A 24,776-nucleotide genomic window follows, 5' to 3' on the forward strand; every position below is an offset into this window, starting at 1 on the left:
GACTGCCTGCCGCCACGTGCGGCGCCGTCTCCCGCTGCGCGGGCGGGTCCGCTGCGCGGGGCGTGGCACCGGTGCGGGGGCGGGCCTCCGCGGGTCCTTTCGGGACTGCTTCGCTTTACGTCCCGAAAGGACCCGCTCCGCCCCACCCCCTCCCGTGAGTGGGTGGGAAAAAACAAGCCGTGGTGACCGCAAGCCGACAACCGCGGCTCAACCCCCACCGTCTTCCCCCCACCCACCCGCAGGAGGGGACGGGCCGGAGGGGTGGTCGCCGGGCGTAAAGCGAAGCAGCCCGGCGACCACCCCTCCGGCCCGGCACCGACCTCAAAGCCCCGCGCAGCGGACCCGGCCCCGCGCAGCGGAAACGACGCCGCACCCGGCAAAGGACCCGCAGCGGACCCGCCGCGGGAAACGACGCCGCACCCGGCACAGAACCCGCAAGCGCAGCGGCACCGCACCCGGCACAGAACCCGTCACCGACGCGACGGCCGTCGCCAGAGCACCACCGCCGCGGCCAGGAGCACCACTCCCCCACCGCCCGCCAGGGCGACCGTGGCCATGCTGGTCTCCGCCAGCCGACGGCGATCGTGCGGGCCGGGCCCGAAGAACCGGGCCGCGTACTCCCGCGGGGGCCGTGCCGCCCCCGGGCCACGGGCAATCGCCGCCGCCGGGTCCACCAGGCCCGCGCCCAGCGCATCGCTCCGGCCTCCCGGTGGCGTGTCCCGGGCCGTCGTCACGATCAGCTCGCGGACCTGGGCGGGGCTCAGATCCGGATGCGCCGCGCGCACCAGCGCCACCGCGCCCGAGACGAAGGCCGACGCCGCGCTCGTCCCCCAGCCCTCGTAGTAGCGGCGGTCCGGGTCCGCGATGACGACGTCGACGCCGGGGGCGCTGACCGCGGCGTACCAGCGACGGGTCGAGAACGGGGCGCGGTTGCCGTAGCGGTCGACGGCGGTGACCGCGATCACCCCGGGGTAGGCCGCCGGGTAGGAGACGTGGTCGCCCTGTTCGCCGCCATTGCCGGCGGAGGCGACGACGACGGCGCCCTTGTCGAGGGCGTACTGGACGGCGGCGTCCTCGCGGGGCTCCGGGTGCGCGGTGGCGCTGTCGTCGCCGAGGGACAGGTTGATCACGTCGGCGCCGTGGTCGGCGGCCCAGCGGATGCCGTCGGCGAGGGCGGAGCCCCGGGCGCCGCGTGCCTTCGGGCGGGCCGGGTCGCCGTCCTCCAGGATCACCCGGACCGGGAGGATCTTCGCTTCGGGGGCGACGCCGAGCACACCGTCGGCGCGGCCCTCGCCGTGCCCGCGGCCGGCGATGATGCCGGCCATGGCGGTGCCGTGCCGGGCCCAGGCCCGGTCCCCCGGTCCGGCTCCGAAGCCGATGAGGTCCTTGCCGGGCAGCACCTGCCCCTGGAGGTCGGGGTGCCCGTCGTCGACGCCGGTGTCGAGCACGGCGACGGTCACGCCCGTACCCCTGGTGGTGCGCCACGCCTCCTCGGTGTGCAGGGCGTCGAGGGCCCATTCCTGTACCCGTATCCCGTCGGCCGCGGCGGGCCCGGCGGACAGGACGGCGAGGACGAGGGCGGCGGTGAGCGCGGCGGCGGCACGGGGGAGCCGCCGTGTCGCGGCTCGCGCGGACGGGCGCGCACCCACCGCCGTGGGGCCGACCGCACGCCGGGGCCGTCTCACCGGCTCTCCTCCTGGGTCCCCGCTCGCAGCGCCCGCCGCAGGGCCGCCTCCATCCGGTCGGCCAGCGCCGACGCGTCGTGGCCGGCGCCCGACTGGGCCGGGGCCGTGGTCGCGCCGCGGGTCACGGCCTGCGCGGCCGGTTGCGGAGGCATGTCCGTGCGGCCGTCCGCGAAGCCCGTCACGGCGTAGACGACGGCGGGGGCGTCGGTGAGGACGCCGATACGCCAGCTGACGCGCTGCGCGTCGCCGAAGCGCTCGGCGACGGTGCCGGGGGGCGCGTACGGGCGGGGCATCAGATCGGTGCGTTCGGCGAGTCGTTCGGTGGTGAAGCGGGTGCGCAGGGCGCGCATGCCCGCCCCGTCGGTGTCCGTGACGAGGAGGCCGACCGTGGTCACGGTGGTGGACGTGGCGTCGGTGTACGTGGCCCGCAGCAGGCGGGTGCAGCCCGCCGGGGCCAGGGCCCGGGCCAGCGGCGGGTCGAAGGCTCCGGCGCAGTCGCCGTCGGGGGCGACGCCGACCCTCGTCCAGCGGCGGTCCGCGCCGCCGGGGCCCGCGCCGGGCGCGCGCACGCTGCGGGGGAAGAGCTCGTCGACGGGGACGGTCCGCCACAGGGTGCGGCCCTGGGCGAAGTCCCGTTCCGCGGCGGACTGTCGGCCGGGGGCCTCCGCCTGCCGGCCGGCGGCCACGGCGCCGCCGATCAGGCCGACGCCGAGGGCGAGGCAGACGGCCGCCGCGACCGTGCGGACGGGGCCCCGGGCGGGCGCCGGTCCGGCGGCGGGCTCCGTGGCGGTGCCACGCGGATCGGGGAAGAGGGAGGCGGGCAGCGGGGCGGTGCGTGGCGGGTGCACGGGGAGGGCCTGCGCGGGTACGGACGGCCGCCGTTCGGCCAACGCGCGAGCGGACGACGGCCTGGGGTCCGCTTCGGTGCTCAACCTGCGCTCTCCCTCGCGAGCTGGCGCGCCGTGCCCGATCGCCCTTCGGGACAGGCCGGTTCGTATCCGGACATCGCGCCGTGGCGCACGGCCCACGGCGTGCCCGCCACTTTACGGGGCGGGCGGTGCCGAAGACCATCCGGTCCCGCCCGCCGGCCGCGTTCTCCCCCACCTGACCCCTACCGGGCGGCAGGGTGGTCTGGCAGGCTGCGGCCATGCCGGCTGCTCCCGCCCGTACCGCCGACCGGGCCCGCTACGACCGGGCCACCGCCTCCCTCGACGCGCCGCTGGCCGTGGTGGACGTCCGGGCGTTCGACGCCAACGCCGAGGACCTGGTGCGGCGGGCGCGGGGGAAGCCCGTCCGGGTGGCCAGCAAGTCGGTGCGCTGCCGGGCGCTGCTGGAGCGGGTGCTGGAGCGGGACGGGTTCGCGGGGGTGATGAGCCATTCGCTCGCGGAGTCGGTGTGGCTGGCGCGTTCGGGGTTCGAGGACGTCCTGCTGGCGTATCCGTCGGCCGACCGGGCGGCGTTCGCCGAGCTGACGTCGGATCCCAAGGTGGCGGCCGCCGTGACCGTCATGGTGGACGACCCGGCCCAGCTGACGCTGATCGACGCGGCGCGCGCGGGCCGTGAAGAGGTGCGGGTCTGCCTGGAGTTGGACACCTCGCTGCGGCTACTGGGCGGGCGGGTGCGGATAGGCGCCCTGCGCTCGCCGGTGCACTCCCCGGCGGGGCTGGCGGAGCTGGCGCGGCTGGTCGAGCGGCGGCCCGGCTTCCGGTTGGTGGGGCTGATGGCGTACGAGGCGCACATCGCGGGTGTGGCGGACGCGGTCGCGGGCCGGCCGGTGCGGTCCGGCGCGGTGCGGCTGGTCCAGGCGGCGGCCCGCCGGGAGCTGGCGGTGCGCCGGGCCGAGGCGGTGCGGGCCGTACGGGCCGTGGCGGAGCTGGAGTTCGTCAACGGCGGCGGTACGGGCAGTGTGCAGCACACCGCGGCGGAAGCGGCGGTGACGGAGGTCGCCGCCGGGTCGGGGCTGTTCGCGCCCCGGCTGTTCGACCACTACACGTCCTTCCGGGCCCGTCCGGCGGCGCTCTTCGCGCTGCCGGTGGTGCGCCGCCCGGGGCCGGGCGTGGTGACGGTGACGGGCGGCGGCTATCCGGCCTCGGGGGCCGCGGGCCGGGACCGGCTGCCGCGGCCGTGGCTGCCGGCCGGGCTGCGGCTCGACGGGCGGGAGGGCGCGGGCGAGGTGCAGACCCCGCTGGCCGGGCCGCCCGCGGACGACCTGCTGATGGGCGACAAGGTGTGGTTCCGGCACGCCAAGGCGGGCGAGCTGTGCGAGCGCTTCGAGGCGCTGCACCTCGTCGACGGCGACCGGGTGGTGGCGACGGTCCCCACGTACCGGGGCGAGGGCCGGACGTTCGTCTGACCCCCGCCCGGGAGCCGGCGGCACCGATGCCCGCCGGCTCCCGTGCCCGGTCAGACCCGGTCGAGCTGGTCCGGGATGACCGAGCCGTCGGCGCGCCGCACGGGGCCGTGCGTGCCGTCGGGGTGCGTGGCGCCGGTGGTGGCGCACGGGTAGGCGCCGGACTTGCGCGGCAGCGGGTCGATGAACATCGGGTTGGCCACCCAGCGGCCGTCCGCGTCGTCGAAGGCCCGGCACATCAGCTCGGACTTGTTGCGGTTGATGGCGACGTGGGCGCCGGTGGCGTCGTCGACGAAGGTGACGTCGGTGTCGGCGTCGCCCGCGCCGAGGGCGATGCGGTGCGCGAAGTCCTGCTTCTGCCAGGCGGCCGCGCCCTTGATCTTGAAGATCTCCTGGTTGATCATGCAGCGCTTGCCGTCCATGTAGGGCAGCGCGTCGCCCCGGCCGGTCTCGACGCCGCCGCAGCCCTTGATCTCCGTGGTGAGACGGCCGTGCTTGGTGATGCTGCGGATGCCGATGGTGTGATCGCGGTCGAGGCCGACGCCGCTGGACCACGCCTCGGCGATGGGCTCGGAGGAGGCGGAGACGATGTAGACGTCGAAGCCGGCCGCCTTGAGGGTGCGGATCAGGTCCTTCTGCTGGTCGTAGTAGCGGACGTAGCCGGCCAGGGTGTGGGTGCCGACGGTCTGCTTGGCACCGACCGGCGCGGCGAGCTGCTCGGCGCGCGCCTTCTTGGCGAAGGAGGTGAGCTGCCCCGGGGTGTGGCCGGCGAACAGCTGGGGGATCCAGGCGTACGCGGGCACCGTGCGGCGGTGGTTCCAGTCGCCGGCGAAGGCGGCCTCGCCGGCCATCGTCTGCGACTTCTCGCGGATCTCGAAGATCTCGTCGGCGCAGGCGGCGTTCTTCGAGGTGGGCAGCGGCCGGCCGGCGCGCACCTCGGTGCCGCACGCCTTGGTGAGGGCCTTGTCGGCGGCCGGGGTGAGCCAGGCGCTGGTGTCCCGCCAGCTCTTGGGCCGGAGGATCTTGTCGTGCTTGAGGGCCCAGGCGAGGGTCGCGTCCGTGATGTCGTTCTTGACGACGGTGTTGTCCCAGTCGAAGGCGGCGACGGGGCGGGGGCCGCCCTTGCCGGAGCAGGTGCCCCGCTCGTCGATCATCTTCTGCAGCTTGGCGCGGTTGTCACCGGCCCAGGTGAGGCTCTTGTCGAGCCGGGGGCACTTGGCGCGGGACGAGTGGGCCGGTGCGGCGGTGGCGGGGACCGTGGTGGCGAGGGCCGCGGCGGCCAGGAGGCCGACGACGATGGCGGGCTTCTTGCGCATGCGTTCTCTTACGTGCGAGGGGTGGCAGGACACACCGGGGCCGGCGGGTGGCCCGCCCCGGCGCTTGATCATGGACCTTACACAGGGGTCACATAGGCGCCCGCGATGCCACCGTCCACGAGGAACTCGGCGGCGTTGACGAAGGAGGAGTCGTCACTGGCGAGGAAGGCGACGGCGGCGGCCATCTCCTCGGGCTCGGCGAACCGGCCGACGGGGACGTGCACCAGGCGGCGGGCGGCGCGCTCCGGGTCCTTGGCGAAGAGCTCCTTGAGCAGCGGGGTGTTCACGGGCCCGGGGCAGAGGGCGTTGACGCGGATGCCCTCGCGGGCGAACTGCACGCCGAGCTCGCGGGACATGGCGAGGACGCCGCCCTTGGAGGCGGTGTAGCTGATCTGCGAGGTGGCGGCGCCCATCACGGCGACGAAGGAGGCGGTGTTGATGATGGAGCCCCTGCCCTGGCGCCGCATGTAGGGCAGCGCCGCCTTGCAGCAGAGGAAGACGGAGGTGAGGTTGACCTCCTGGACGCGCTTCCAGGCGTCGAGGCCGGTGGTGAGGATGGAGTCGTCGTCCGGCGGGGAGATGCCCGCGTTGTTGAAGGCGACGTCGACGGAGCCGTAGGTGTCGAAGGCGGTCCTGAAGAGCGCCTCGACCTGCTCGGGGTCGGTGACGTCGACCTGGACGAAGAGCCCGCCGACCTCCTCGGCGGCGGCCTTGCCGGCCTTGTCGTCGATGTCGGCGCAGACGACGTTCGCGCCCTCGGAGGCGAGGCGGCGGGCGGTGGCCAGGCCGATGCCGCTGCCGGCGCCCGTGATGACGGCGGTGCGGCCGACGAGCCGGCGGCACACGGGGGTCTGGTCGGTCACTTGGGCTCCTCTGTGCTGATGAACACGTTCTTGGTGTCGGTGAAGGCGGTCAGCGCGTCGGGGCCCAGTTCGCGGCCGAGGCCGGACTGCTTGAAGCCGCCGAACGGGGTCCAGTAGCGGACGCTGCTGTGGGAGTTGACGGAGAGGTTGCCCGCGGAGACGGCGCGGGAGACGCGCAGGGCGCGGCCGATGTCGCGGGTCCAGATCGAGCCGGAGAGCCCGTAGTCGGTGGCGTCGGCGATCCGGACGGCGTCGGCCTCGTCCTCGAAGGGGATGACGACGGCGATGGGACCGAAGATCTCCTCGGTGGCGACGCGGTCGTCCGGGGCGCCCTCCAGGACCGTCGCGGGGTACCAGAAGCCCTTGCCCGCCGGGGCCTCGCCGCGGATGGCGGCGGGGGCGGACTCGGGGACGTAGGACCGTACGCGCTCCCGGTGCGCGGCGGAGATCAGCGGGCCCATCCGGGTGGCCGGGTCGGTGGGGTCGCCGACCGCGAACGCCTTGACGGCCGGTTCCAGGAGTTCCATGAAGCGGTCGTAGACGGTGCGCTGGACGAGGATGCGGCTGCGGGCGCAGCAGTCCTGGCCGGTGTTGTCGAGGAAGGAGCCGGGTGCGGCGGCGGCCGCCGCCTCGACGTCGGCGTCGGCGAAGACGATGTTGGGGCTCTTGCCGCCGAGTTCGAGGGTCACCCGCTTCACCCGCTCGGCGCAGCTCGCCATGATCTGTTTGCCGACGGCGGTGGAGCCGGTGAAGACGACCTTGGCGACGCCGGGGTGCTCCACGAGCGCGCCGCCCACGACGGGTCCGGCCCCGGGCAGGACCTGGAAGAGGCCCTCGGGCAGTCCGGCGGCCAGGGCGAGCTCGGCCAGCCGGAGGGCGGTGAGCGGGGTGGTCTCGGCGGGCTTGAGGAGGACGGCGTTGCCCGCGGCGAGGGCGGGGGCGAGGCCCCAGCCGGCGATGGGCAGCGGGAAGTTCCACGGGGCGATGACGGCGACGACGCCGAGGGGTTCGTGGAAGGTGACGTTGAGTCCGCCGGCGACGGGGATCTGGGCGCCGTTGAGCCGTTCCGCTCCCCCGGCGGCGTAGTCCAGGAGGTCGCGGACGTTGCCCGCCTCCCAGCGGGCGTTGCCGATGGGGTGGCCGGCCTCGGCGACCTCCAGCAGCGCCAGCTCCTCCAGGTGCGCGTCGACGGCGGCGGCGAAGCGGCGCAGCTGCCGGGCCCGGTCGCCGGGGGCGAGGGCCGCCCATGCCCGCTGGGCCGCGGCGGCGCGGGCGACGGCGGCGTCGACGTCCCGCGGGGTGGCGTCCGGGACGGTGGCGAGGTGTTCCTCCGTCGCCGGGTTGACGATGTGGTGCTCGTACAAGACGTTCCCTTACATGCGCTCGAAGGAGCGGTAGCGCTCCCAGTCCGTGACGGCGGTGTCGTACGCCTCCTGCTCGACGCGCGCCATGTGGAGGTAGTGCTCCACGACCTCGTCGCCGAACGCGGCGCGGGCGATGGGGCTGGCCTCCCACAGGCCGGCGGCCTCGCGCAGGGTCGCCGGCACATGGGCGGCGTCGCCGGTGTAGGCGTTGCCGGTGCACGCCTCGGGCGGTTCCAGCTCGTGCTCGATGCCGTGGAGTCCGGCGGCGATCATTCCGGCGACGGCGAGGTAGGGGTTCACATCGCCGCCGGGCAGGCGGTTCTCGAAGCGGTGGGAGTGGCCCCGGCCGACGACGCGCAGCGCGCAGGTGCGGTTGTCGGGTCCCCAGGCGACGGCGGTGGGGGCGAAGGAGCCGGGGCGGAACCGCTTGTAGGAGTTGATGTTCGGGGCGTAGAGGAGGGTGAAGTCGCGCAGGGCGGCGAGCTGTCCGGCGAGGAAGTGCCGCATGGTGGCCGACATGCCGTACGGGCCCTCGTCGTCGGCGAGGACGGGCCGGCCGGACTCATCGCGCAGCGAGAGGTGGATATGGCAGGAGTTGCCCTCGCGCTCGTCGTACTTGGCCATGAAGGTGAGCGCCGAGCCCTCCTGGGCGGCGATCTCCTTGGCTCCCGTCTTGTAGACGGAGTGCTGGTCGCAGGTGGTCAGCGCCTCGTCGTAGCGGAAGGCGATCTCGTGCTGGCCGAGGTTGCACTCGCCCTTGGCCGACTCGACGGTCATGCCGGCGGCGCCCATCTCGTTGCGGATGCGGCGCAGCAGGGGTTCGACGCGGCCGGTGCCGAGGACGGAGTAGTCCACGTTGTACTGGTTGGCCGGGGTCATACCGCGGTAGCCACGGTTCCAGGCGTCCTCATAGGTGTCCTTGAAGACCATGAACTCCAGCTCGGTGCCGACGTGGGCGCTCCAGCCCCGCTCGGCCAGGCGGTCGAGCTGGCGCCGGAGTATCTGCCGGGGCGAGGCGAGGACGGGGGTGCCGTCGTGCCAGGCGAGGTCGGCGGTGACGAGGGCGGTGCCGGGGTTCCAGGGGGTGCGGCGGAGCGTGCCGAGGTCGGGGCGCATGGCGAAGTCGCCGTAGCCGCGCTCCCAGGACGACATGGCGTAGCCGTCGACGGTGTTCATGTCGGTGTCCACGGCGAGGAGGTAGTTGCAGCCCTCCGTGCCGTGTTCGAGCGCGTCGTCGAGGAAGAACCTGGCGGCGAACCGCTTTCCCTGGAGCCTGCCCTGCATGTCGGTGAAGGCGAGGACGACAGTGTCGATCTCCCCGCTGTCGACCAGAGCGCGGAGCTCGTCGACGCTGAGCGGGGGCGTGCGGTCTGCCACAGTGAAGCCTCCTGTCGGTGTGACCGGAGCCCTTAAGGTAGGCCCGTAGACCATTGATTGGGAAGGGGTCCCGATGGACGGGAGTTCGGCGGACCGGCTGGCGCCGGTGCTGCGGCCGGTCCGCGTGGGCAGCGGCTTCGAGGAGGCCCTGGAGCAGATACTCCAGATCGTCCGCCTCGGCCTGGTACCGGCCGGCGAACGCCTGCCGGCCGAGCGGGAACTGGCCCTGCGGATGCGGATCAGCCGGGTGACGCTGCGCGAGGTGCTCAAGGTGCTCCAGGACCAGGGGCTGGTGGAGAGCAGGCGGGGCCGTTACGGCGGGACGTTCGTGTGCGGCCGTGCGGCGTCGGCCGGGGCGGGCACGGCCGAACTGCGGCGGCGGGTCGCGGAGGTGGACCTGGAGGACACCCTCCGCTTCCGTGAGGTGCTGGAGGTGGGCGCGGCCGGGCTGTGCGCCGCGCACGGCCTGGACGAGGCGGGCGCGGCCCGGCTGCGGGCGGCCCTGGACGCCACGCACGACGCCCCGTTGGCCGAATACCGGCGGGTGGACACCCGGTTCCACCTGACGCTGATGGAGCTCTCCGGCTCCCCGACGCTCACCACCCAGTACGCCGCCGTCCGGGCCACGGTGAATGAATTGCTGGACTGCATCCCCCTGCTCGTGCGTAACTTGGAACATTCGCAGGCGCAGCACACCTCGCTGGTGGGGGCGGTGCTGGCCGGGGACGCGGGCGGTGCGCGCGAGGTCATGCGCGAGCACTGCTCGGGGACGGCGGCGCTCCTGCGGGGCTTCCTCTCGTAGCGGGACGGGGCGGGCGCGGGCTTCCGGCGGCCGCCCGTCGGGCAACCCGTCGGGCACCCGTCGAGCAGCAGCCACAAGTAACGAGTCTTTTACGCAAGAGGGTTGCTTCGGCCATATCCGCCTGGCAAAGGTATGCCGCACAACCTTTACCCTCGCGAGGCAGGAGCGGCCCATGCCCGACCGTACGGAGATCCCCGACGCACCGCCCACGCCCCGCTCCCCCGAGGACGCCTATCTGGAGAAGCGCACCCTGCGGCGGGGCAGCGCGGGACCGCTGCTGCTCACCGGCCTCGGGGTGGCGTACGTCGTCTCCGGCGACTTCTCCGGCTGGAACTTCGGCCTGGCGCACGGGGGTTTCGGCGGGCTCGCCGTCGCCGCGGTGCTGATGGGGCTGATGTACACCTGTATGGTCTTCGCGCTCGCCGAGATGGCCTCCGTGCTGCCCACGGCGGGCGGCGGCTACGGCTTCGCGCGCCGCGCCCTCGGCACCTGGGGCGGCTTCCTCACCGGCACCGCGATCCTCATCGAGTACGTCCTGGCGCCCGCGGCGATCTCGCTCTTCATCGGCGACTACGTGGAGTCCCTGGGCCTGTTCGGGCTCACCTCGTCCTGGCCGGTGTACCTGGCCTGCTTCGTGCTGTTCATCGGTATCCACCTGTGGGGCGTGGGCGAGGCCCTGCGGTTCAGCTTCGTGGTGACCGGGGTCGCGGTCGCCGCGCTGCTGATCTTCGCGGCGGGGGCGTTCACCGACTTCGACGCGGGGCGGCTGCACGACATCCCGGTCGACCGGGACGCCTTCGGCGCCTCGTCCTGGCTGCCGTTCGGGCTGCTGGGCATCTGGGCCTCGTTCCCGTTCGGCATGTGGTTCTTCCTCGGCGTCGAGGGGGTGCCGCTGGCGGCCGAGGAGACCCGGGACCCGGCGCGGACCCTGCCGAAGGCCATGGCCACCTCGATGGGCATCCTGCTCCTCCTCGCCCTGCTGACCTTCCTCGCCGCCACCGGTGCGGGCGGCGCGGACGCCATGAAGGACGCCGGCAACCCCCTCGTCGCCGCCCTCCAGAGCGACGGCCGGCCCACCACGCTCGGCCGGATCGTCAACTACGCGGGCCTGGCCGGCCTGGTGGCCTCCTTCTTCTCCCTCATCTACGCCGGCTCCCGGCAGTTGTTCGCGCTCTCCCGGGCCGGCTACCTCCCCCGCTTCCTCTCCCTCACCAGCCGCCGCAAGGCGCCCTACCTCGGGCTGCTGGTGCCCGGCGCGCTGGGCTTCGCGCTGGCCGCGGCGACCGGCGACGGGGCGCGCATGCTCAACGTCGCGGTGTTCGGCGCCACGATCTCGTACGCGCTGATGGCGCTCTCCCACATCGTGCTGCGGCGGCGCGAGCCGTACCTGCCCCGCCCGTACCGCACCCCGGGCGGCGTGCTGACCTCGTCCGTGGCGCTCGCGCTGGCGTGCGCGGCGCTGGTGGCGACGTTCCTGGTGGACGTCACCGCCGCGTTCATCGCCCTGGGCGTGTACGCCCTCGCCGCGGGCTACTTCGGCTTCTACAGCCGGCACCGGCTGGTGGCGAGCGCGCCGGAGGAGGAGTTCGCGGCGCTCGCCGCCGCGGAGGCCGAGCTGGCCCGGGAATGACCGGACCCCTACCAGGAAGGACACGACGTACATGAGCACGCAGCCGCTGATCGGCTTCACCACCTACCTCGTCCAGGCCCGCTGGGGAGCGTGGGACGCGCCGGCGGCCCTGGTCCACGCCACCTATCCGCGGTACGCGCGGCGGGCGGGCGGCCTGGCCGTCCTGCTGCCGCCGGACGATCCGGCGGCCGCGGAGGCGGTGCTCCGGCGGGTGGACGGCCTGGTCCTCGCGGGCGGCGAGGACCTGGACCCGGCGCTCTACGGCCACAGCGCGCACCCCCGCACGGGACGGCCGGTCCCCGAGCGCGACCGCTGGGAGCTGGCGCTGCTGGACGCCGCCCTGCGGCGTGGCACGCCGGTGCTCGGCATCTGCCGGGGGATGCAGCTGATGAACATCCACGCGGGCGGCACGCTCTGCCAGCACCTGCCGGACGAGGTGGGCCACGACGGCCACAACCCCCGGCCGGGCACCTTCTCCGACCACCTGGTCAAGCCGGTCCCGGACACCCGCACCGGCGGCCTGCTGCCCGAGGCGGTCCAGGTGGCCACCCACCACCACCAGTCGGTGGACCGGCTGGGCGAGGGCCTGATCCCGACGGCGTACGCGGAGGACGGCACGGTGGAGGCCCTGGAGTACGCGGGGGACCGCTTCGCGGTGGGGGTGCAGTGGCACCCGGAGGCACGGGACGACGTACGGCTGATGGAGGGGCTGGTGCGGGCGGCGAGTGGCGGCTGACCGGTTACCCCGGCCTTTCGGCAAAGGCCGACCCGGGCGAAAATTCAGCCCGTCCGGCGTTTGAGGACACCGCGCGTCAGCGCGGAACGGGGGCCCGGGGACCTCCCCGGTTCGGGAAGGGGCGGGGCTGGGGAAAAGCCCGCGGCGGCGATCAGCCGGACGGCCCCCGCGTCAAGCTCAGCAGATCCCTCGCGGGACCGGCGGGCCGCTGCCCCACCGGCCAGACGGCCCGCAACTCCCGCCGCAGCGGAAACTCCAGCGGTACGGCCACCAGCCGCCGCACCCCCAACTCCTCCCCCACCGCCAGCTCACTCAGCACCGAGGGCCCCGCCCCGCTCACCGCCGCCCCCTTCGCCGCGGTCGTGGACGCGAGTTCCAGCAGCGGCGGCGCCGCGCCGCCGTGCGCGGCCAGGGCCGCGTCCAGGACCTGGCGGGTGCCCGAGCCCCGTTCGCGGAGGATCAGCGGGGTGGCCGCCAGCTCGGCCGCGGCCAGCGGGGCCCGGCGGCGGGCCCACGGGTGCCCCGGGGCCACCACGACGACCAGCCGGTCCTGGCCGATGACCACCGCGTCCAGACCGGCCGGCACCTCCAGGCCCTCGACGAAGCCGAGGTCGGCCTCTCCCGCGCGCAGCCGGTCCGCGACGGCCGCGGAGTTCCCGGCGGTCAGCGACACGGCCGTGTCCGGCCGCAGCCCGCGCAGCGCGATCAGCCAGCCGGGCAGCAGGTACTCCGCGATGGTCATGCTGGCCGCGACCCGCAGCCGGGAGTCCCGCCGGGTCCGCAGCGCCCGCGCCCCGGCGTCGAACGCCTCGGCGGCCTCCACCACCCGGCCGGCCCAGTCCGTGACGAGCGCCCCGGCGTCGGTCAGCCGCGATCCGCGCGGGGACCGCTCGACGAGCGCCACGCCCAGCAGCCGCTCCATGCCGCGCAGCCGGCCGCTGGCCGCTGGCTGGGTGATGCCGAGCTCCCGCGCCGCCCGGCTCAGGCTCCCCAGCCGGGCCACGGCGAGCAGCAGTTCCAGGGCGCCGAGGTCGGGCACCCGGTGGGCGAGCGGAGCCTGCCATTCCTCGGTCATAAATCCAGCTTATGCCCTCATAGGCATATGGCCTCTGCCGTCCGGCCGCCCGGCCGGGGACCGTGGAGGCATGAGCACGTTCCGCACCACCCGCCCCCGCCCGGGCGTCCGCCACCTCGGGCCCAACTGGTACGCCACCGTCATGGGCACCGCGATCGTCGCGAGCGCCGGCGCCGCGCTGCCCGTACGCGCACCGCTCCTCCGCGACGCGTACGAGGCGGTGTGGGCGCTGGCCGCGCTCGCCCTGCTCGTCCTGCTCGTGGCGCGCGCCACGCACTGGGCGCGCCACGGGGACCAGGCCCGGCGGCACCTGGCCGACCCGGCCGTCGCGCCGTTCTACGGCTGCCTGGCGATGGCGCTGCTGGCGGTCGGCGGGGCCACCCTGTCGGTGGGCTCGGGGGTCGTCGGCGAGGGGGCGGCCGTGGCCGCCGACGCCGTGCTGTGGGTGACGGGCACCGTGATCGGGCTGGCCGCCGCGGCGGCGATCCCGTATCTGCTGGTCACCCGGCACAAGGTGGCGGCCGACGGCGCCTCCCCCGTGTGGCTGCTGCCCGTGGTCGCGCCCATGGTCTCCGCCGCGCTGGGCCCGGCGCTGGTGCCGCACCTGCCGGCCGGCCAGTGGCGGGAGGCGATGGTGTGGGGCTGCTACGCCCTGTTCGGGATGAGCCTGCTGGCCACCCTGGTGATCCTGCCGGCGGTCTTCTCCCGGCTCGTGCACCACGGTCCGCTGCCCCTGGCCCTGACCCCGACCCTGATCCTCGTGCTCGGCCCGCTGGGTCAGTCCACCACCGCCGTGAACAACCTCGCCGACGCCGCGCAGGGCACCGTCGCGGCCCCGTACGCGCACGCGGCGACGGCCTTCGCGGTGCTGTACGGCGTCCCGGTGATCGGCTTCGCGCTGCTGTGGCTGGCGCTCGCCACCGCCATGGTCGTCCGCGCCTTCCGGCGGGGCATGGGCTTCGCGATGACCTGGTGGGCGTTCACCTTCCCCCTCGGCACCTGTGTCACCGGTGCCGCGGGCCTGGCCCGGCACACCGGGCTCGCGGCCTTCACCGGCCTGGCCACCGGGCTGTACGCGCTGCTGGTGGTGGCCTGGGCGGTGGCGGCGACCCGCACGCTGCGCGGGCTGGTCAGTGGCCGGCTGCTCGAAGCGCCGCGCCCAGCACCGTCGGTGCTTCCGCGAGCGACGGTCCGTACCACGTGAGGTGACGGCCGCTGACGAGCGCGCACGGCAGCCCGGGGAACGCCTCCGGGCCGTCGTCGCGCGTGAAGCGGTAGGGCTCGTCGGGCAGCACCGCCAGGCGGGCCCCGCACGCGTTCAGCTCGTCGACCGGCACGCGCGGGTAGCGCTCGGCGTGGTCGGCGTGGGCGGTGACGACGCCGAGGCGGGCCAGCACGTCACCCGCGAAGGTGTCCCGGCCGAGCACCATCCAGGGCCGCCGCCAGATGGGCACCACGGCCCGCACCGGGGGTTCCCCGGCCCGCACGTCCCGCCAGGCGTCCTCGGCGTCCGCCAGCCAGCCGGGCCGGGCCAGCCCGCAGCCGGTCACCAGGACCCGCTCCAGCTCGGTGAACGCCTGCCCGAGCGTGCGCACCTCGGTCACCAGCACCGGCAGCCCGGCGGCGCGCAGCGCGGCCAGGTCGGGGGCGCGGTTCTCCTCCTCGTTGGCGAGGACGAGGTCGGGCGCGAGGGCGGCGATCCGTGCCGGGTCGGGGTTCTTGGTGCCGCCGACGCGGGCGACGTCGAGCCCGGCGGGGTGGTCGCACCAGTCGGTGGCGCCCACGAGGAGGCCGGGTTCGGTGGCGGCGACCGCCTCGGTGAGGGAGGGGACGAGGGAGACGACGCGCCGTACGGTGCGGAGGGCCATGCGGCCACGGTACGCACCCGGGGGCCCCGTCCGGAACGAGCGGTGATCGGAATCGCTCGTCCCGGCGGGGCCCCCGGGCGTGGGGGTTACGCCCCCACCGGCGCGAGCCGGTCCGCGAACCCGGGGTGGGCGTCGAGCCAGTGCCGTGCCGACTGCTTCTCCCTGCCCTTGCCGCCGGCCTGCAGCTCGGCCTCCAGCGAGGCCAGCTCCTCCTCGCTCATCCTGAAGTTCTTCAGCCAGCCGGTGACCTTCGGGAAGTCCTGGGCGAAGTCCTTCTTCGCCACCGTGTGGATCTTCTCGCCGGTGCCCCAGGCGCCCTTGGGGTCCTTGAGCTTCTTCAGGTCGTACTTGGCGTAGGCCCAGTGCGGGGTCCACAGCGGGACGACGACGGGCTCCTTCTTCTTGTACGCGCGGTCCAGCTCGGCGAGCATCGTGGAGGTGGTGGACGAGACGACCTTGTACTCGCCGTCGAGGCCGTACTCCTTGAGCACCTTGCTGTTGAGCAGGCCCATGTTCCCGGCGCTGGACTCGATGCCGACGATCTTCCCGCCGAACCGCCCGGCCTTGCCCTTGAGGTCCTCGATGGAGTCGACGTCCTTGACGTAGGACGGGACGGTCAGCTCCAGCGACGTCGGCCCGTACCAGGCGCCGAGGTCGGTGAGCCGGTCGCGGTAGACGTCCATGTAGCGCTTGTGCGTCGTGGGCAGCCAGGAGTCGAACTGCACGTCCATCTGGCCCTGGGCGAGCGCGGTGTAGAGCGGGCCGGGGTCGAGCTGCTTGACCTCCGGGGCGAAGCCGCGGTCCTCCAGGATGTTCTGCCAGAGGTAGGTGGTGGCCACGGCCTCGTCCCAGGGGAAGTAGCCGAGCTTGATCTTCTTGCCGTCGCCGACGTTCTTGCCCGCCGCGACGGTCTGCTTGTCTCCGGTCCCGGCGAGGTTCATCCCGCCGGCGACGAGCGCGAGGACGACGACGCCGACGGTGGCGACGGCCGTGCCGGGGCGGTAGCGCAGGAAGGTGGCGGAGGCGGAGCCGCGCGCGGCGGCGGCCGCCTTGGCCAGCGAGCGCCGGCCGAGCGGCGAGACCTGCTGGTTGAGGGCACCGGTCATCCGGTCCAGGTAGATGGCGAGGATGACGACGGCCAGACCGCTCTCGACGCCGCCGCCGATGTCGACCTGGGTGACGGCCGCGTAGACGGCCTCGCCGAGGCCGCCGGCGCCGGCCATGCCCGCGATGACGACCATCGACAGGGCCAGCATGATGACCTGGTTGACGCCCGCCATGATGGTGGGCAGGGCCAGCGGCAGCTGGACGCGGGTGAGGGTGTCGCGCGGGGTGGTGCCGAAGGCCCGCGCGGCCTCGACGAGCTCGCCGTCGACCTGGCGGATGCCGAGCTCGGTCATCCGGACGCCCGGCGGCATCGAGAAGACGACGGTGGCGATCAGGCCCGGCAGGGGGCCGATCGAGAAGAACATCACGCCGGGGATGAGGTAGACGAAGGCGGGCATCGTCTGCATGACGTCCAGGACGGGCCGCAGCACCCCGCTGACGGTGCGGTTGCGCGCCGCCCAGATGCCCAGCGGCACGGCCATCAGCAGGGTGAGCAGGCTCGCGACGAGGACGAGCGAGAGCGTCGCCATCGCCTTGTCCCACAGGCCGAAGGAGTCGACGAGCGCGAGCCCGGCGTAGGTGAGGACGGCGGGCAGCAGCCCGCGCAGCCACCAGGCGACGACGGCGAGGATGCCCGCCATCAGCAGCGGGTGGGGGGCGCCGAGCACGGCGACGACACCGTCGTACGCCCCGCTCAGCACGGTGTTGATGGCGTCGAACAGCCAGTCGAGGTGGGTCTGGAGCCAGCCGACGGCGGACTCGGCCCACTGGCCGAGGTGGATCCTAGGCACCGGCGGTCACCTCCACCTCGCGGGCGGCGGCGGGTGCGGGCATCGCGGGCTCCTCGCCGAGGGCCGCGAGCAGCCGGTCGCGGGTGACCACGCCGGCCAGCCCGCCCCGCTCGTCGGTGACGGCGACGGGGGCGCCGCCGCCGCGGGCGAAGGGGGCGAACAGCTCCGCGACGGGGGTGTCGGCGCCGACGGTGGCGGGCGCGGCGGCCAGCACCTCGGCCGCGCCGCGGTCACCGTCCGGCTCGTCCATGATCGCTCCGGCGGTGAGCACCCGGGAGCGGTCCACGTCCTGGATGAAGGAGGCGACGTAGTCGTTGGCGGGCCGCATGAGGATGTCCTCGGCGGTGCCGTTCTGCACGATCCGGCCGTCCCGCATCACGGCGATCCGGTCGCCGAGGCGCATGGCCTCGTTGAGGTCGTGGGTGATGAAGACGATGGTCTTCTTCAGCCGCGTCTGGAGGTCCAGCAGCTGGTCCTGCATGTCGCGGCGGATCAGCGGGTCGAGGGCGCTGAAGGACTCGTCCATCAACAGCAGGTCGGCGTCGGTGGCCAGGGCGCGGGCGAGGCCGACGCGCTGCTGCATGCCGCCGGACAGCTCGTCGGGCCAGGAGGTCTCCCAGCCCTTCAGACCGGCCAGCTCCAGGGCCTCGGCGGCGCGCCGCTCGCGCTCCGGGCGCTCCACGCCCTGGACCTCCAGGCCGTAGGCGGCGTTCTCCAGCACGCTGCGGTGCGGGAAGAGCGCGAAGTGCTGGAAGACCATGCTGATGCGGTGCGAGCGCACGGCGCGCAGCTCGCGCGGGGTGAGGGCGGTGAGGTCCTGCCCGTCGTAGAGGACGCGTCCGGCGGTCGGCTCCGACAGTCCGTTGAGCATGCGCAGCAACGTGGACTTGCCGGATCCGGAGAGACCCATCACCACGAAGATCTGGCCGGCCTCGACCTCGAAGGAGGCGTCGATGACCGCCGCGGTGGTGCCGTCGGCGCGCAGCTCGTCGCGGCCGGCGCCGCCTTCGAGTCGCTCGACGGCGGCTTGGGGTCGGGTGCCGAACACCTTGTACAGGTGCTCGGCCTGAAGCCTGGACACATAAACCTCTCGGGTCGAACTCAGCGATGCCCCGGCTCCCCCCTTCCTTCCGGAAGCCCTCCGGGGCCGGGACATGGAGCGGCGCGGTATCGGTCCGCGGGGCCGCCGTCGCTTCTCCGAGTGGTGACGGCGTCCGCTCCGGGGCCGCGCCTGCCCCGGTTCAATCCGGGCAAACGGAACAGTGATGTGGTTCACATGTCCGGTGCGGCGGTGTCGGTGGCATGCGGCATGATCGGTCCGTGACGCGACGCCTGATGCTCCTCGACACCGCTTCCCTGTACTTCCGCGCCTATTTCGGGGTGCCGGACACCGTGCGGGCCCCCGACGGCACCCCCGTGAACGCGGTGCGCGGCCTGCTCGACTTCATCGCCCGGCTGGTCCAGGACCATCACCCGGACGACCTGGTGGCCTGCATGGACTTCGACTGGCGGCCGCAGTGGCGGGTGGACCTGATCCCGACGTACAAGGCGCACCGGGTCGCCGAGGAGGCGCCGGCGGGCGGCCTCGGGGGCGGTGCGGGCTTCGTGGAGGAGGTGCCCGACACCCTGTCGCCGCAGGTGCCGGTGATCGAGGACGTCCTCGACGCGCTGGGCATCGCCCGCGTCGGCGCGGCCGGCTACGAGGCGGACGACGTGATCGGCACGCTGACGGGCCGGGCGGCGGGCCCGGTGGACATCGTCACGGGCGACCGGGACCTCTATCAGCTGGTGGACGACGCCCGTGGGGTGCGGGTGCTGTATCCGCTGAAGGGCGTGGGCACGCTCCAGGTCGTCGACGAGGCGCTGCTGAAGGAGAAGTACGGGGTGGACGGCGCGGGCTACGCCGATCTGGCGCTGCTGCGCGGCGACCCCAGCGACGGGCTGCCGGGTGTGCCGGGCATCGGCGAGAAGACGGCGGCGAAGCTGCTGGCCGCCCACGGCGACCTGGCGGGGATCGTCGCGGCGGCGGCCGACCCCGCGGTCCGGATGACGCCGGTGCAGCGCAGGCGGCTGGTGGAGGCGGGCCCGTATCTGGCGGTGGCGCCCAAGGTGGTGCGGGTCGCGGCGGACGTCCCGCTGGCGCCGTTCGACGCGGCGCTGCCCACCGAGCCGCGCGACCCCATGACGCTGGAGGAGCTGGCGGCGCGGTGGGGCCTGGGCGGCTCGCTGCAGCGGCTGCTCACCGTCCTGGCCGCCTGAACCGTGTTAAGTTAGGGCTGCCTAAGTTGGGCAGCGCTTTCTTAATCAGTTGTCGTCGGAGCGTCAAGGGGAGACAGCCATGGCAGACCGTCCCGTACGGAAGGGTCCGCGGCAGAACCGCGCCCGGGTCGTGCGCACCGAGCGGCTGACGCCGCACATGGTGCGGGTCGTCCTGGGCGGCGAGGGGCTCGCCGACTTCGGGGCGGGCGCGCACACCGACCACTATGTGAAGCTGCTCTTCCCGGTGGCCGGTGTCGACTACCCGGAGCCCCTCGACATGGAGGCCGTCCGCCGGGACCTGCCGCGCGACCAGTGGCCCGCCACCCGGACGTACACCGTGCGCTCCTTCGACCGCGAGGCGCGCGAGCTGGCGATCGACTTCGTCGTCCACGGCGACGAGGGACTGGCCGGCCCCTGGGCCGCGTCCGTCGAGCCGGGCGCCGAGCTGTACTTCCTGGGCCCCGGCGGCGGTTACGCCCCCGACCCGGCCGCCGACTGGCACCTGCTGGCGGGCGACGAGAGCGCGCTGCCGGCGATCGCCGCGGCGCTGGAGGCGATACCGGCGGGCGTGCCCGTGCACGCGTTCGTCGAGGTCGCGGACGCCGCCGAGGAGCAGCCGCTGACCGTGCCCGAGGGCGTGGAGGTCGTCTGGCTGCACCGTGCGGGCGCCCCGGTCGGCGAGGCCCTGGTGAAGGCCGTGTGCGCGCTGGAGTTCCCGCCCGGTGACGTCCAGGCGTTCGTGCACGGCGAGGCCGGCTTCGTGAAGGAGCTGCGCCGCTATCTCCGGGTGGAGCGCGAGGTGCCGCGCGAGCGGCTGTCGGTCTCGGGCTACTGGCGCCGGGGCCACGACGAGGACGGCTGGCAGGCGTCGAAGCGCGAGTGGAACCAGCAGGTGGAGCGGGAGCAGGAAGGCGCCCCCGCGGACCCGTCCGCCGCCTGACACCCGCCCTCCGCCGGGGCGTGGCTATCCTCGCCCCCATGACGACCCGTGCCCGGATATCCCTGACGAGCGTGGCGGCGGCCGCGCTCGTCCTCACGGCGGCCGCCGGCGCCTCGGCGGATCCCACCTGGGAGGTGTCCGGGGCCGCGCCCACGCAGCGCGGCCGCGAGGCCGCCTTCACCGTCACGATCACGCCGGGCACGCTCGACGAGAACAACGGCTATGTGACGCTCGAATCGCCGGCCTTCGCCAAGAAGGTCACGCTCAAGGCGAAGCGGTTCCGGGAGGGCAAGGGCGGCGTCCTGTACGCCCACGCCGCGGGCATGGTCCTCTGCGATCTGACGCCGGGCACGTATCCGGTGGCGCTGAAGGACCAGGGCGAGGGCGAGGCGGTGGACACCGTCGACCTCACCGTGGTCCCGGAGATGGACCCCGGGAACCGCGACTTCTGCGCGGGGCCGAAGAGTTACGAGGACGCGGTCGACCGGACCAGCGAGGCCGCGCTGGAGGCCGAGGAAGAAGGGGCCGAGGACGGCATGGGCACCGGGGCCGTGATCGGGGTGGCCGCCGGGTCCGCCGTCGTGGCCGCCGCGCTGACCGCCGTGGGCACGTACGCGCTGGTGCGCCGCGCCAAGAAGGGCGCCGACCGCTCCTGGTGACGCCCTCCCCGATGACGGAGAGCCCGTCCCGCACACGCGGGACGGGCTCTTCGCGTTCCTCGCGGGGCCGTCAGCCCACCGAGGAGTAGGCGACGACGCCGCGCAGGAGGCCGTCGACGGCCTTGCGGGCGTTCCGGGCGACCGGGCTGCCGGGCGGGGCCGCCGCCGCGATCTGGCCGAGGACGTCGATGAGCTGCTTGCACCAGCGGACGAAGTCGCCGGCGGGCATCTCGATCTCGCGGAGCACCTCGTCCAGGCCGTGGCCGGACGCCCAGCGGAAGGCGGGCCAGGCGAAGCCGAGGTCCGGCTCGCGCTGGCCGACGCCCTCCGCCTGGTTGATCTTGTGCTCCTCCTCCAGGGCGTCGAGCCGGCCCCAGATGCGGACCATCTGGCCGAGCGCGTCCTTCGCCGGGCCCGTGGGCAGCTTCGGCGGCGCCGCGTCGTCGGCCGCCCGCGCCTCGTAGACCAGCGCGGAGGCGCAGGCCGCGAGCTCGGCCGGCTTGAGGCCGTCCCAGACGCCCTCGCGCAGGCACTCGGAGGCCAGCAGGTCCAGCTCGCCGTAGAGCCGCGCGAGCCGCTTACCGTCCTCGGTCACCTCGCCGTCCCGGAGGTAGTCCAGGTCGGTCAGGAGCGCGCAGATCCGGTCGAAGGTGCGGGCGATGGTGTTCGTCCGCCCCTCGATGCGCCGCTCCAGCTGGCGGGTGTCCCGCAGCAGCCGCTGATAGCGCTCGGCCCAGCGGGCGTGGTCCTCGCGCTCGTCGCAGCCGTGGCAGGGGTGCGCGCGGATGGCCGTGCGCAGCCGGGCGATCTCGGTGTCGTCCGCCGCGGCGGCCCGGGACCTGCGGTGCCGCTCGGGCTCGAGGTGCCCGGCCTTGGTGCGCAGCGCGGAGGCGAGGTCGCGACGGGACTGCGGGGAGCGCGGGTTGAAGGACTTGGGGATCCGCATCCGCTCCAGGGCCTCGACCGGGACCGGGAAGTCGATCGCGGCGAGCCGCTTGACCTGCCGCTCGGCGGTGAGGACCAGCGGGCGCGGCCCGTCCTGCGGGTCGTGGCCGCGGTGCCGGTCGGTGCGGCCCGCGGGCAGGCCGGGGTCGAGGACCAGGGCCAGTCCGGCGAACTTGCCCGTCGGCACATGGATGACGTCGCCGGGCTTGAGCCGCTCCAGCGCCGCCGCGGCGGCGGCCCGGCGCTGTGTCGCGCCCTGTTTGGCCAGCTCGGTCTCGCGGTCCTTGAGTTCGCGGCGGAGCCGGGCGTACTCCTCGAAGTCGCCGAGGTGGCAGCTGACGGCCTCGCGGTAGCCCGCCAGGCCCTCCTCGTTCTTCTGGACCTGCCGGGAGATCCCGACGACCGACTTGTCGGCCTGGAACTGTGCGAAGGAGGTCTCCAGGAGTTCCCTGGAGCGGTGCCGACCGAACTGCGAGACCAGGTTGACCGCCATGTTGTACGACGGCTTGAAGCTGGAGCGCAGCGGATACGTGCGCGTGCCGGCCAGGCCCGCGAGGGCGCCCGGGTCCATGGCGCGCTGCCAGAGCACGACCGCGTGGCCCTCGACGTCGATGCCCCGGCGGCCGGCCCGGCCGGTCAGCTGGGTGTACTCGCCGGGGGTGATGTCGGCGTGCTGCTCGCCGTTCCACTTGACGAGCTTCTCCAGGACCACCGAGCGGGCGGGCATGTTGATGCCGAGGGCCAGCGTCTCGGTGGCGAAGACGGCCTTGACCAGGCCCTTGACGAAGAGCTCCTCCACGACCTCCTTGAAGGTCGGCAGCATGCCGGCGTGGTGGGCGGCGATGCCGCGCTCCAGGCCCTCCAGCCACTCGAAGTAGCCCAGGACGTGCAGGTCCTCGTCGGGGATCGAGGCGGTGCGCTCCTCGACGATCTCCCGGACCCGCGCGCGGGCCTCGGTGTCGTTGAGCCGCAGGCCCGCGTACATGCACTGCTGGACGGCGGCCTCGCAGCCCGCACGGCTGAAGATGAAGGTGATCGCGGGCAGCAGGCCCTCGGCGTCGAGCCGCTCGATGACCTCCACACGGCTCGGCGTCCAGATCCGGCTGCGCTGGCGCCGCTCGCGCTCGCGGTCGGCCTCGCGGAGGTTCCCCCGCCGCTTGTCCCGGCCGCCGAAGGGCCGGCTGTTCTCCATCCGGGCCAGCCGCACCAGGTCGGGGTTGACCTCACGGCGGCCGGTGCCGGCGGCGCCCTGGGCGCCGCTCTTCTCCTCGAAGAGGTCGTACATCCGCCGGCCGGCCAGGACGTGCTGCCACAGCGGCACGGGCCGGTGCTCGGAGACGATCACCTCGGTGTCGCCGCGCACGGTGTCCAGCCAGTCGCCGAACTCCTCGGCGTTGGAGACGGTGGCGGAGAGGGAGACCAGGGTCACCGACTCGGGGAGGTGGATGATCACCTCTTCCCAGACGGCGCCGCGGAAGCGGTCCGAGAGGTAGTGCACCTCGTCCATGACCACATGGCCGAGGCCGATCAGCGCCTGGGAGCCCGCGTAGAGCATGTTGCGCAGGACCTCGGTGGTCATCACGAGCACCGGGGCGTCGGCGTTGACGCTGTTGTCGCCGGTCAGCAGGCCGACCTTGGCGGCGCCGTAGCGCTTGACGAGATCGCTGTACTTCTGGTTCGACAGCGCCTTGATGGGCGTGGTGTAGAAGCACTTGCGGCCCTGGGTGAGGGCCAGGTGGACGGCGAACTCGCCCACGATGGTCTTGCCGGACCCGGTCGGCGCCGCGACCAGCACGCCCTTCCCGGCCTCCAGGGCCTTGCACGCCTCTATCTGGAAGGGGTCGAGCTCGAATTCGTACATCTCGCGGAAGGGAGCGAGCGCGGTGGCCTGCTCGGCGGCGCGCGCCCTCGACAGGGCGTAGCGCTCAGCAGGGGACATGTCGTCGGTCATCTTGTGTACGAGCCTACCGGGGACCTCCGACAGCCACCCGATCTTTATGCGGCTCCCAGCAGGCGTATCGCCCTGAGGAAGACCTCAAGGGCGATGCCGCCGGTCACCCGCCGGACCCTGTCGGGTCCGGCGGGGTGTCAGGTCCGGCTCAGGTGACGTCGTCGTAGCCGTTGCGGCGCGCGGGGTGCTCGGTCCGGTCGCCGAGGGCGGGCATCGGCTCGGAGTCGCCGAGCGGCGTCGGGGTGAGGTCCAGCGGGGCGGCCTCGTCGTCGTCGAGCAGGCGGTCGGGGTTGCTCCGCGCGCGCCGCTTGTCGTTGAGGAGGGAGAACCCGACGGCACCGAAGTACAGGATGATGATCGGGACGGCCAGGATGCACATGCCGAACGGGTCGGTGCTGGGCGTGGCGACCGCGCCGAAGACGAAGATGCCCATGACGACGCCGCGCCACCACTTGGCCATGGTCTTACCGGTGACCATGCCGACCATGTTCATCATCACCAGTATCAGCGGCAGCTCGAAGGCCAGGCCGAAGACCAGGATCATCCGGACCGTGAAGTCGAGGATGTCCGCCAGGCTGAGGGTGTTGGCCGCGGTGTCCGGGGTGATGCTCAGCAGCACCCGCATGCTGGTGGGCATGATCAGGTAGGCCAGGTAGGCACCGGCGACGAAGAGCGGGGCGGCCGTCGCGACGAAGGCGACCGTGTACTTCTTCTCGTTCTTGTGCAGACCGGGGGCGAGGAACGCCCACAGCTGGTAGAGCCAGACCGGGGAGGCGAGGGTGACGCCCGCGAGCAGGGCCACCTTCACCACGGTGCCGAACGGCGCCGTCAGGCTGTTGTACGTCAGCACCGCGCAGTTGCCGCCGTGGCTCTGGGACAGGTCGCGGCCGGGGCACTTGGGCACGGGGCTGGCCAGGAAGTCCGCGATCTGCTGGTTGTAGAACGCGGCGATCACGGCGACGACCACGATGGCCAGGACCGCCTTGGCCAGGCGGTTCCGCAGTTCCCGCAGGTGCTCCGCGAGGGGCATCCGCCCCTCGGGGTCCTTCTCCTTCTTG

20 protein-coding genes are annotated in these 24,776 nt (G+C 73.9%); 8 read left to right on the top strand and 12 right to left on the bottom strand.

Features of this window, described 5'->3' with window-relative positions; all coding sequences use genetic code 11:
- Nucleotides 1-470: 470 nt before the first annotated feature.
- Together mycP and AF335_RS32080 are read right to left on the bottom strand one after the other, a co-directional pair.
- A complete protein-coding gene (gene mycP / locus AF335_RS32075; protein ID WP_102922093.1) occupies nt 471-1,649 on the bottom strand; it encodes a type VII secretion-associated serine protease mycosin in 1,179 nt (392 codons plus the stop codon).
- 32 nt (nt 1,650-1,681) lie between these two features.
- Complete coding sequence (locus AF335_RS32080; RefSeq protein ID WP_228773418.1) at nt 1,682-2,617, bottom strand: hypothetical protein; 936 nt, start codon at nt 2,615-2,617, stop codon at nt 1,682-1,684.
- A gap of 215 nt (nt 2,618-2,832) precedes the next feature.
- Here AF335_RS32080 and AF335_RS32085 point away from each other — a divergent pair, with 215 nt between their 5' ends.
- Nucleotides 2,833-4,038, top strand: coding sequence for an amino acid deaminase/aldolase (locus AF335_RS32085; protein ID WP_102921948.1), 1,206 nt, complete (start codon nt 2,833-2,835; stop codon nt 4,036-4,038).
- 50 nt (nt 4,039-4,088) lie between these two features.
- Here the strand turns inward: AF335_RS32085 and AF335_RS32090 are convergent, their stop codons facing one another.
- From AF335_RS32090 to AF335_RS32105, 4 genes are all read right to left on the bottom strand, one after another.
- Nucleotides 4,089-5,351: an HAD family hydrolase gene (locus AF335_RS32090; protein ID WP_102921949.1), complete on the bottom strand. Its 1,263-nt coding sequence runs from the start codon at nt 5,349-5,351 to the stop codon at nt 4,089-4,091.
- Nucleotides 5,352-5,428: 77 nt separating this feature from the next.
- A complete protein-coding gene (locus AF335_RS32095; RefSeq protein ID WP_102921950.1) occupies nt 5,429-6,214 on the bottom strand; it encodes a 3-oxoacyl-ACP reductase in 786 nt (261 codons plus the stop codon).
- Nucleotides 6,211-7,578 carry an aldehyde dehydrogenase family protein gene (locus tag AF335_RS32100; protein ID WP_102921951.1) on the bottom strand — a complete coding sequence of 456 codons (1,368 nt, stop codon included), beginning with the start codon at nt 7,576-7,578 and terminating at the stop codon, nt 6,211-6,213. Before AF335_RS32100 ends, AF335_RS32095 begins: the two co-directional genes overlap by 4 nt.
- A gap of 9 nt (nt 7,579-7,587) precedes the next feature.
- Nucleotides 7,588-8,955, bottom strand: coding sequence for a glutamine synthetase family protein (locus AF335_RS32105; protein ID WP_102921952.1), 1,368 nt, complete (start codon nt 8,953-8,955; stop codon nt 7,588-7,590).
- Nucleotides 8,956-9,028: 73 nt separating this feature from the next.
- On the opposite strand from AF335_RS32105, the gene AF335_RS32110 reads away from it, so the two are divergent.
- The 3 genes from AF335_RS32110 to AF335_RS32120 all read left to right on the top strand — a co-directional run bounded on the left by AF335_RS32110 (nt 9,029) and on the right by AF335_RS32120 (nt 12,123).
- The gene (locus AF335_RS32110; protein ID WP_102921953.1) at nt 9,029-9,757 is read left to right on the top strand and encodes a FadR/GntR family transcriptional regulator; all 729 of its coding nucleotides are present in this window, start codon (nt 9,029-9,031) and stop codon (nt 9,755-9,757) included.
- A 172-nt stretch (nt 9,758-9,929) separates the two neighbouring features.
- Nucleotides 9,930-11,387, top strand: a complete 1,458-nt coding sequence (gene eat, locus AF335_RS32115; RefSeq protein ID WP_102921954.1) for an ethanolamine permease — start codon at nt 9,930-9,932, stop codon at nt 11,385-11,387.
- A 31-nt stretch (nt 11,388-11,418) separates the two neighbouring features.
- Nucleotides 11,419-12,123, top strand: coding sequence for a gamma-glutamyl-gamma-aminobutyrate hydrolase family protein (locus AF335_RS32120; protein WP_102921955.1), 705 nt, complete (start codon nt 11,419-11,421; stop codon nt 12,121-12,123).
- Nucleotides 12,124-12,274: 151 nt separating this feature from the next.
- Here AF335_RS32120 and AF335_RS32125 read toward each other — a convergent pair whose 3' ends face one another.
- Nucleotides 12,275-13,198 carry a LysR family transcriptional regulator gene (locus AF335_RS32125; protein ID WP_102921956.1) on the bottom strand — a complete coding sequence of 308 codons (924 nt, stop codon included), beginning with the start codon at nt 13,196-13,198 and terminating at the stop codon, nt 12,275-12,277.
- 70 nt (nt 13,199-13,268) lie between these two features.
- On the opposite strand from AF335_RS32125, the gene AF335_RS32130 reads away from it, so the two are divergent.
- The gene (locus AF335_RS32130; protein ID WP_102921957.1) at nt 13,269-14,402 is read left to right on the top strand and encodes a TDT family transporter; all 1,134 of its coding nucleotides are present in this window, start codon (nt 13,269-13,271) and stop codon (nt 14,400-14,402) included.
- On the opposite strand, the gene AF335_RS32135 is transcribed toward AF335_RS32130, so the two are convergent.
- From AF335_RS32135 to AF335_RS32145, 3 genes are all read right to left on the bottom strand, one after another.
- Nucleotides 14,329-15,066: a helical backbone metal receptor gene (locus tag AF335_RS32135; RefSeq protein WP_102921958.1), complete on the bottom strand. Its 738-nt coding sequence runs from the start codon at nt 15,064-15,066 to the stop codon at nt 14,329-14,331. The genes AF335_RS32130 and AF335_RS32135 overlap by 74 nt on opposite strands.
- A gap of 86 nt (nt 15,067-15,152) precedes the next feature.
- Nucleotides 15,153-16,964, bottom strand: a complete 1,812-nt coding sequence (locus AF335_RS32140; RefSeq protein ID WP_102921959.1) for an ABC transporter permease/substrate binding protein — start codon at nt 16,962-16,964, stop codon at nt 15,153-15,155.
- Nucleotides 16,957-18,045 (bottom strand): quaternary amine ABC transporter ATP-binding protein, encoded by a 1,089-nt coding sequence (locus AF335_RS32145; protein WP_102921960.1) that lies wholly within the window; start codon nt 18,043-18,045, stop codon nt 16,957-16,959. Before AF335_RS32145 ends, AF335_RS32140 begins: the two co-directional genes overlap by 8 nt.
- Before the next feature lie 254 nt (nt 18,046-18,299).
- Here AF335_RS32145 and AF335_RS32150 point away from each other — a divergent pair, with 254 nt between their 5' ends.
- The 3 genes from AF335_RS32150 (at nt 18,300) to AF335_RS32160 (ending at nt 20,822) form a co-directional block, all read left to right on the top strand.
- A complete protein-coding gene (locus AF335_RS32150; protein ID WP_102921961.1) occupies nt 18,300-19,223 on the top strand; it encodes a 5'-3' exonuclease in 924 nt (307 codons plus the stop codon).
- A gap of 79 nt (nt 19,224-19,302) precedes the next feature.
- A complete protein-coding gene (locus tag AF335_RS32155; protein ID WP_102921962.1) occupies nt 19,303-20,163 on the top strand; it encodes a siderophore-interacting protein in 861 nt (286 codons plus the stop codon).
- A 38-nt stretch (nt 20,164-20,201) separates the two neighbouring features.
- Nucleotides 20,202-20,822, top strand: a complete 621-nt coding sequence (locus tag AF335_RS32160) for a hypothetical protein (protein ID WP_146045655.1) — start codon at nt 20,202-20,204, stop codon at nt 20,820-20,822.
- A 70-nt stretch (nt 20,823-20,892) separates the two neighbouring features.
- Here the strand turns inward: AF335_RS32160 and AF335_RS32165 are convergent, their stop codons facing one another.
- Both AF335_RS32165 and tatC read right to left on the bottom strand, forming a co-directional pair.
- Complete coding sequence (locus AF335_RS32165) at nt 20,893-23,718, bottom strand: DEAD/DEAH box helicase (protein ID WP_102921964.1); 2,826 nt, start codon at nt 23,716-23,718, stop codon at nt 20,893-20,895.
- A 148-nt stretch (nt 23,719-23,866) separates the two neighbouring features.
- Complete coding sequence (tatC, locus tag AF335_RS32170; protein ID WP_102922095.1) at nt 23,867-24,748, bottom strand: twin-arginine translocase subunit TatC; 882 nt, start codon at nt 24,746-24,748, stop codon at nt 23,867-23,869.
- Between the last annotated feature and the right edge of the window lie 28 nt (nt 24,749-24,776).

This window comes from Streptomyces eurocidicus (genome assembly GCF_002891295.1).
GTDB lineage: Bacteria > Actinomycetota > Actinomycetes > Streptomycetales > Streptomycetaceae > Streptomyces > Streptomyces eurocidicus.